The following is a 6,192-nucleotide window of genomic DNA, read 5'->3' as shown; positions in this document are numbered from 1 at the left end:
ACGGAGCAAGAAGCTCCTGATCCTGCTGATCGGTGCCGTCGTCGTGGTGGCGCTGCTCGCGGCCGTGGTGGTGGGCCTGCTGCTGTTGAAGAAGAGCCAGTCGGCCGACGCCGACGCCGACGAAGCACCCGCGGTCGCGGCCGTCGATCTGAACAAGCCGCCGACCTTCGTGCCGATGGATCCCTTCGTCGTGAACCTTGCGCCGGCGGAAGGCGAGCGCTACCTCCAGGTCGTCATGGCCCTTCGGGTCGCCGATGCGAAAACGGGAGAGAACCTGAGGGCCTTCATGCCCGAGATCCGCCACCAGATCAATCTGCTGTTGTCGAGCAAACTGCCTTCCGAACTGTCTACGATGGAAGGACGCGAGGCGCTGGCGGGCGAGATCGTCCTCCGCACCAATGGCGTGCTCGGCGCGCCGGCCGCAAAGGCGGGCGACGGGAAGAGCGTACCCCCCGCCGGACCGATCCAGGCGGTGCTGTTCAACTCGTTCATCATCCAGTAAGAGGACGTCATGTCTTCCGATTTTCTCTCCCAGGATGAAGTCGACGCACTGCTGAAGGGCGTCGCCGGGGAGCCCGAGGAACAGGAAGAGGAGCTCGGGGACCAGGCGGGCGTTCGCCCGTACAACCTGGCCACCCAGGAACGCATCGTCCGTGGGCGCATGCCCACGATGGAGCTCATCAACGAGCGCTTTGCCCGGTACCTGCGCATCGGGCTGTTCAACTACATGCACCGGAACGCGGAGGTGTCGGTCGGACCGGTGAAGGTGCAGAAATACGGCGAGTTCGTCCGCAACCTGGTGGTGCCGACGAACCTGAATCTCATCCTGGCCAAGCCCCTGCGCGGCACCGGGCTGATCGTCTTCGACCCGAACCTCGTGTTCATCGTCGTCGACAACATGTTCGGCGGCGACGGCCGCTTCCACTCGCGGGTCGAGGGGCGCGACTTCACTCCTACGGAGCAGCGCATCATCCAGGGCATGCTCAACGTCGTATTCGCCGAATACACGCGGGCGTGGGCACCGGTGTTCAAGATCGAGATGGAGTACGTCCGCTCGGAGATGAACTCGCAGTTCGCGAACATCGCCACGCCGTCGGAAATCGTCATCTCGGCAAGCTTCTCGCTCGAATTCGGCGGCTCGCAGGCGGACATGCACATCTGCTTCCCGTACTCGATGGTCGAGCCGATCCGCGACCTGCTCTATTCGACGATGCAAAGCGATCACCTGAGCCAGGACAACCGCTGGATCAGCCTGCTCTCGCGCCAGTTGCAGAACGCCGATGTCGAACTGGTGTGCAATCTGGGCAGCGCCGAAGTCACCCTGCGCGACATCGTCAATATGCGCGTCGGCGACGTGATACCGATCGACGTGCCCAAGGTGCTCGAGGCCGAAGTCGACGGCAGCCCGGTTCTGGAAGTGAGCTACGGCAGGCAGGGCACGAACTACGCGATCAAGGTCGAACGCTTCCTCGCCAACGACGACGACGCCACAACACTCGGAGGCCGAAATGGCTGACAACGATCTCGAAAACCAGGTCACCGAAGACGACTGGGCAGCGGCAATGATGGAACAGTCCGCGGCCGAAAGCAGCCCGGACGCGGAGGCGCGTCGCGTTGCCGCAGACCTTGCCGCCGCCGCAGCGGAGTCGCCCTACCAGGCGAAACCCGCCAGCCACCTCTTCCCGGACTTCGGCGCGTCCTCGCCGCGCACCGGCGGGCTCAACGACTTCGACATGATCCTGGACATCCCCGTCCAGCTGACCGTCGAACTGGGCCGCACCAAGATCTCGATCCGCAATTTGCTGCAGCTCGCGCACGGCTCGGTGGTCGAGCTCGACGGCCTGGCGGGCGAACCGATGGACGTGCTCGTGAACGGCACGCTGATCGCCCAGGGCGAAGTCGTGGTCGTCAATGACAAGTTCGGCATCCGCCTGACCGACATCATCACGCCCGCCGAGCGCATGCGGAAGATCCGCGGCTGAACGCCGCGGGGCCGCCGCAAGGGCGGCCTGCGTGGCGGCGCGCCCGCGCATCGAGCGCGCGGCAAAGCGCCGAATTGTCCCCTTTTTGCCCGTCTTATTGCCCCCTCGGCAAGACATGCGCACGGGTAAGCTTCTCCCATCCCAAGATGCGCAGATCCACCGTGACGCAATTTCCGAAACTTCCCGCGCCCGTCCGCCTCGCGCCGCTCATCCTGGCCGGCGCGCCCACGCCGCTCTTCGCCGCGGACGCAGCAGTCCCGGCTGCCCCCGGCATCACCGACGGCCTCGGCCAGATGCTGCTGGGCCTCGCGGTGGTCCTCGGCCTGCTGCTGGGCTGCCTGTGGCTGATCAAGAAGCTCTCGGCTCCGCACGGGGCCGCGGCCGGACTGCGCGTGCTCGGCGCCGTGCCCGTCGGCCCGCGCGAGCGCGTGGTGCTCGTCGAAGTCGGCGGACAGGTGCTGGTGCTGGGGGTCACGCCGACCAACGTCCGCACGCTGCACACGCTGCCCGCGGACACGCTGCAGAACACATCGCCGGGTGCGCCCCCGATCTCCGGCCCGTTCGGGGACTTCCAGGGCTGGCTGAAGCGTTCGATGGAGCGTCGCAACGATGCGAAATGACGCCCCTTCCGCGCTGATCCGCGCACTCGCTCCGCTCGCCCTGCTGCTCCTGCCGATCGCAGCCGGCGCCCAAGGCCTGCCGGCCGTCACCGGCGCACCGGCGCCGGGCGGCGGCACGACCTACAGCCTGAGCGTGCAGACCCTGCTGCTGCTCACCTCGCTGAGCTTCCTGCCCTCGGTGGTGCTGATGATGACGAGCTTCACGCGCATCATCATCGTCTTCGCGCTGCTGCGCACGGCGATGGGCACGCAGACTTCGCCACCGAACCAGGTGTTGCTCGGCCTGGCGCTGTTCCTCACCTTTTTCATCATGTCGCCGATCGCCGACAAGGTATACACCGACGCCTACCTGCCGATGTCGCGCAACGAGATCCAGTTCGACCAGGCCCTCGAGCGCGCCACGGTGCCCGTCAAGGCCTTCATGCTCAAGCAGGTGCGCGAACCGGATATCGCGCTGTTCGCCAAGTTGTCGAAGACGGCGCCGGTCGAAAAGGCCGAGGACCTGCCGATGCGCGTCGTCGTGCCGGCCTTCGTCACGTCGGAGCTGAAGACCGCCTTCCAGATCGGCTTCCTCGTGTTCATCCCCTTCCTCATCATCGACATGGTGGTCGCGTCGGTGCTGATGTCCATGGGCATGATGATGATGTCGCCAGTGATCGTTTCGCTGCCGTTCAAGATCATGCTGTTCGTGCTGGTCGATGGCTGGACCCTGCTCATCGGGTCGCTGGTCGGCAGCTTCGCGGTATAAGACAGGAGATTTCGCCATGACCCCGGGTACCGTCGTCGATATCGGCCGCCAGGCCGTCGAGATGACCCTGATGCTGGCCGCACCGATGTTCCTCGCCGCGCTGATCACCGGCCTGATCGTCAGCGTCTTCCAGGCCGCGACGCAGATCAACGAGATGACGCTGACCTTCGTGCCCAAGCTCATCGCGGTGTTCGTCACGATGGTCGTCGCCGGCCACTGGATGATCGCCCTGATCACCGACTTCACGCGGCGCCTGCTCGAGTCCATTCCGACGATGATCGGATAGCGCCGCCGATGCTGAGCGTCACTTCCGCCCAGCTCGACGCCTGGCTCGCGGCATTGATGTTCCCGCTCGCGCGTCTGCTCGGGCTGGTGAGCGCCGCCCCGCTGTTCAGCAACCGCATGGTGCCGGTGCGCATCCGCCTGGCCGTCGGCCTGGCGATGGCGATGGCCGTGCTCCCCGCCCTGCCGCCCATGCCCGAGGTGCCGGCCGATTCCATGCTGGCGCTGGCCCTGCTCGCCCAGCAGGCCTTCATCGGCATCGCCATGGGCTTCATGATGCGGCTGATGTTCGCCGCGGTGGACGTCGCGGGCGAGATGATCGGCCTGCAGATGGGCCTGTCCTTCGCGGTGTTCTTCAGCCCGCAGACCGGCGGCCAGACGTCGGTGATCGCCGAGTTCCTCGGCCTGCTCACGCTGCTCGTGTTCGTTGCCATGAACGGCCACCTGATGCTCGTGAACGTCGTCGTCGCGAGCTTCGAATGGCTCCCGGTCGGCAAACTGCCCAAGGGCGAGGGGTGGCTGCTGGTCGCGTCCTACGCCGCCGTGATGTTCGCGTCGGGCCTGCTGCTGGCCCTGCCCATGGTCGCGGCGCTGCTCATCACCAACACCGCACTCGGCGTGCTCACGCGCGCGGCACCGCAGCTCAACCTCTTCGCCGTGGGCTTTCCGGTGACGCTTTCGGTGGGCTTCGTGGTGCTGCTGCTGAGCATGGGAAGCTTCGCGCCGGTGCTGCAGCGCATCTTCGAATCCGGCTTCGACGGGATAGACCGGCTGCTGCGCGCCTTCGTATAGGCGGGTTCAGATGCCGGGGAAGGTGCGCGAACGCAGATAGCGCACTTCGCCGCTCGCGATGCGGCGCGCGAACGGGCGGGTGGAGTCGATGCCTTCCTCGAAACGCACCACATCGTAACCGGCAAGGCCTTTGGATTCAGCAATTTCCCGCGCATTGCGGACGAAGACCTGGCGCGCCTCGCCTTCGCCGCCCGTGACCAGCCTCTTCATGCGCAGATCGAAGCGCACGCGCTCCTCATCGAGCCGGGTCACCGAGATGTCCCAGGTCGGCGCCAGCGGATCGTAGATCGCATAGGCGATCAACGATCCGCCGATGAACTCGGGCTCGAACAAGTCCAGTTCCGAAGCCGTGATCACGGCGCCCACGCCCGCGGCCACCTTCGTGCCGTGATCCTGCAGCAGCGCGCACCCTGCGAAGGCCGGCACGATCAGGCACAGGGCGAGGCGGGAAGGCACGCGGAACACGTTCGGGACCTCAGCTGAGCAGGTTGAAGAGCGACAGGCCCGTCACGCGCACGTAGGACTGCTGTGCCGCCTCCAGGATCGTCTGCTGCTGGGTGAAGCGCGAGATGGCCTCGTTGTAGTCCAGATCCTGCAGCCGCGACAGCGTCTCGGCGTACTGCTGGTCCTGGACCGCAGCCAGTTCACCGAGCGCGTCGAGTTCCACCATGCGCGAGCCGACCGAAGCCCGTATCGTGCTGACGTTCTCCAGCGCCACGTCCATGTCGCCGATCGCCTGGGACACCGCGGCGGCGATGTCGCGCGTCGGATCGGCCGGATCCTTGCGCAGTTCGGTGATGAACTGCGAAATGGCGCCGAACACCTGCGACTCGCCCGTCGCCGGATCGGCCATGAACACCTTGCTGCCGGGCTCGGCCACCGGCATGACGCGGGTGGAACCGACCTGCATGCTGCGCTCGCCGCCATCGCCGTCGTAGATCACCGGACCGGGCCCGGCCGAGGGAAGCGCCGCACCACCGGAAAAGGCCGGCTGCGCCGACTGGTAGCCGGCGAACTGGAAATCCCCGGTAGCATCCTTGCCGTTGGCGATGCCCAGCAGGGCGTTGAACTGTGCCTCGAGGTCGGTCGCGATCGCCTGATGTTCGCTTGGACTGAGGACACCGTTGCCCGCCTCCACCGCGCGCGTGCGGATGTAGGTCAGGACGTCCGTGATGCTGCCAAGATTGCTTTCGAGCGATGCCAGCGCATCCTTCGCATAGCCCTGGTTGGTCTGGAACTGCGTGTTGACGCTCTTCGATTGCGTCACTTCGAGCGCGCGCGATGCACCGATGGGGTCGTCCGACGGGCTCAGGATGCGCCGCCCGGAGGAGAGTTGCTGCTGCGTATGCAGGAGATCCGCGCTCTGCCGCATCATCGAGTTGCGGCCCGCGTCGAAGATCATGCTGGTCGAGATTCTCATGATTTCACCCCGCTCAACGCGAAATCGACAGGATTTCGTCGAACAGCGTTCCCGCCACGGACATGACCCGCGCCGCTGCCTGGTAGGACTGCTGGAAGCGGATCAGGTTCGCCGCCTCTTCGTCGAGATTCACCCCCGAAAGGGCCTGCTGCGCGTCGATTGCCTGCTGCAGCTGCGATTCCTGGCTGCGCTCGCCGATCTGCACCTCGCGGGTCTTGTTGCCGACGAAGCTGACCAATTGCGCGTAGGCCGACTGGAAAGTCGCCGTGTCGCCGTTCATGACCTTATCCGTCTGCAGCGCGGCGAGTCTCAGCGCATTCTCGTTGTTGCTCCCGCCCGCCCCCACGG

The 6,192-nt window shown here is 65.9% G+C and carries 10 protein-coding genes; 7 read left to right on the top strand and 3 right to left on the bottom strand.

Features of this window, described 5'->3' with window-relative positions:
* From GPA27_RS27585 to fliR, 7 genes are all read left to right on the top strand, one after another.
* Nucleotides 1–502 (top strand): flagellar basal body-associated FliL family protein (locus GPA27_RS27585; protein ID WP_169143613.1); only part of this gene is annotated, 502 nt, incomplete at its 5' end.
* A gap of 9 nt (nucleotides 503–511) precedes the next feature.
* The gene (fliM, locus tag GPA27_RS27580; RefSeq protein ID WP_169143612.1) at nucleotides 512–1,516 is read left to right on the top strand and encodes a flagellar motor switch protein FliM; all 1,005 of its coding nucleotides are present in this window, start codon (nucleotides 512–514) and stop codon (nucleotides 1,514–1,516) included.
* Nucleotides 1,509–1,982, top strand: a complete 474-nt coding sequence (fliN, locus tag GPA27_RS27575) for a flagellar motor switch protein FliN (protein WP_169143611.1) — start codon at nucleotides 1,509–1,511, stop codon at nucleotides 1,980–1,982. Before fliM ends, fliN begins: the two co-directional genes overlap by 8 nt.
* 161 nt (nucleotides 1,983–2,143) lie before the next feature.
* Nucleotides 2,144–2,602, top strand: a complete 459-nt coding sequence (fliO, locus tag GPA27_RS27570; protein ID WP_256223141.1) for a flagellar biosynthetic protein FliO — start codon at nucleotides 2,144–2,146, stop codon at nucleotides 2,600–2,602.
* Nucleotides 2,592–3,350 (top strand): flagellar type III secretion system pore protein FliP, encoded by a 759-nt coding sequence (gene fliP / locus GPA27_RS27565; protein ID WP_169143610.1) that lies wholly within the window; start codon nucleotides 2,592–2,594, stop codon nucleotides 3,348–3,350. Before fliO ends, fliP begins: the two co-directional genes overlap by 11 nt.
* Before the next feature lie 16 nt (nucleotides 3,351–3,366).
* On the top strand, nucleotides 3,367–3,636 hold the full coding sequence (gene fliQ / locus GPA27_RS27560; RefSeq protein ID WP_076604307.1) for a flagellar biosynthesis protein FliQ: 270 nt from the start codon (nucleotides 3,367–3,369) through the stop codon (nucleotides 3,634–3,636).
* 8 nt (nucleotides 3,637–3,644) lie between these two features.
* Nucleotides 3,645–4,424: a flagellar biosynthetic protein FliR gene (fliR, locus tag GPA27_RS27555; protein ID WP_076604306.1), complete on the top strand. Its 780-nt coding sequence runs from the start codon at nucleotides 3,645–3,647 to the stop codon at nucleotides 4,422–4,424.
* 6 nt (nucleotides 4,425–4,430) lie between these two features.
* Here the strand turns inward: fliR and GPA27_RS27550 are convergent, their stop codons facing one another.
* From GPA27_RS27550 to GPA27_RS27540, 3 genes are all read right to left on the bottom strand, one after another.
* Entirely contained in the window at nucleotides 4,431–4,880 is a 450-nt protein-coding gene (locus tag GPA27_RS27550; RefSeq protein WP_169143609.1) for a hypothetical protein, read from the bottom strand.
* A 19-nt stretch (nucleotides 4,881–4,899) separates the two neighbouring features.
* Nucleotides 4,900–5,844, bottom strand: a complete 945-nt coding sequence (gene flgL / locus GPA27_RS27545; RefSeq protein ID WP_169143608.1) for a flagellar hook-associated protein FlgL — start codon at nucleotides 5,842–5,844, stop codon at nucleotides 4,900–4,902.
* Nucleotides 5,845–5,857: 13 nt separating this feature from the next.
* Nucleotides 5,858–6,192, bottom strand: a 335-nt coding sequence (locus tag GPA27_RS27540; RefSeq protein ID WP_272501153.1) for a flagellar basal body rod C-terminal domain-containing protein, incomplete at its 5' end; no start/stop codon positions are given.

This window comes from Aromatoleum toluolicum (assembly GCF_012911005.2).
GTDB lineage: Bacteria > Pseudomonadota > Gammaproteobacteria > Burkholderiales > Rhodocyclaceae > Aromatoleum > Aromatoleum toluolicum.
This window is presented reverse-complemented; position numbering and strand designations above follow the sequence as displayed.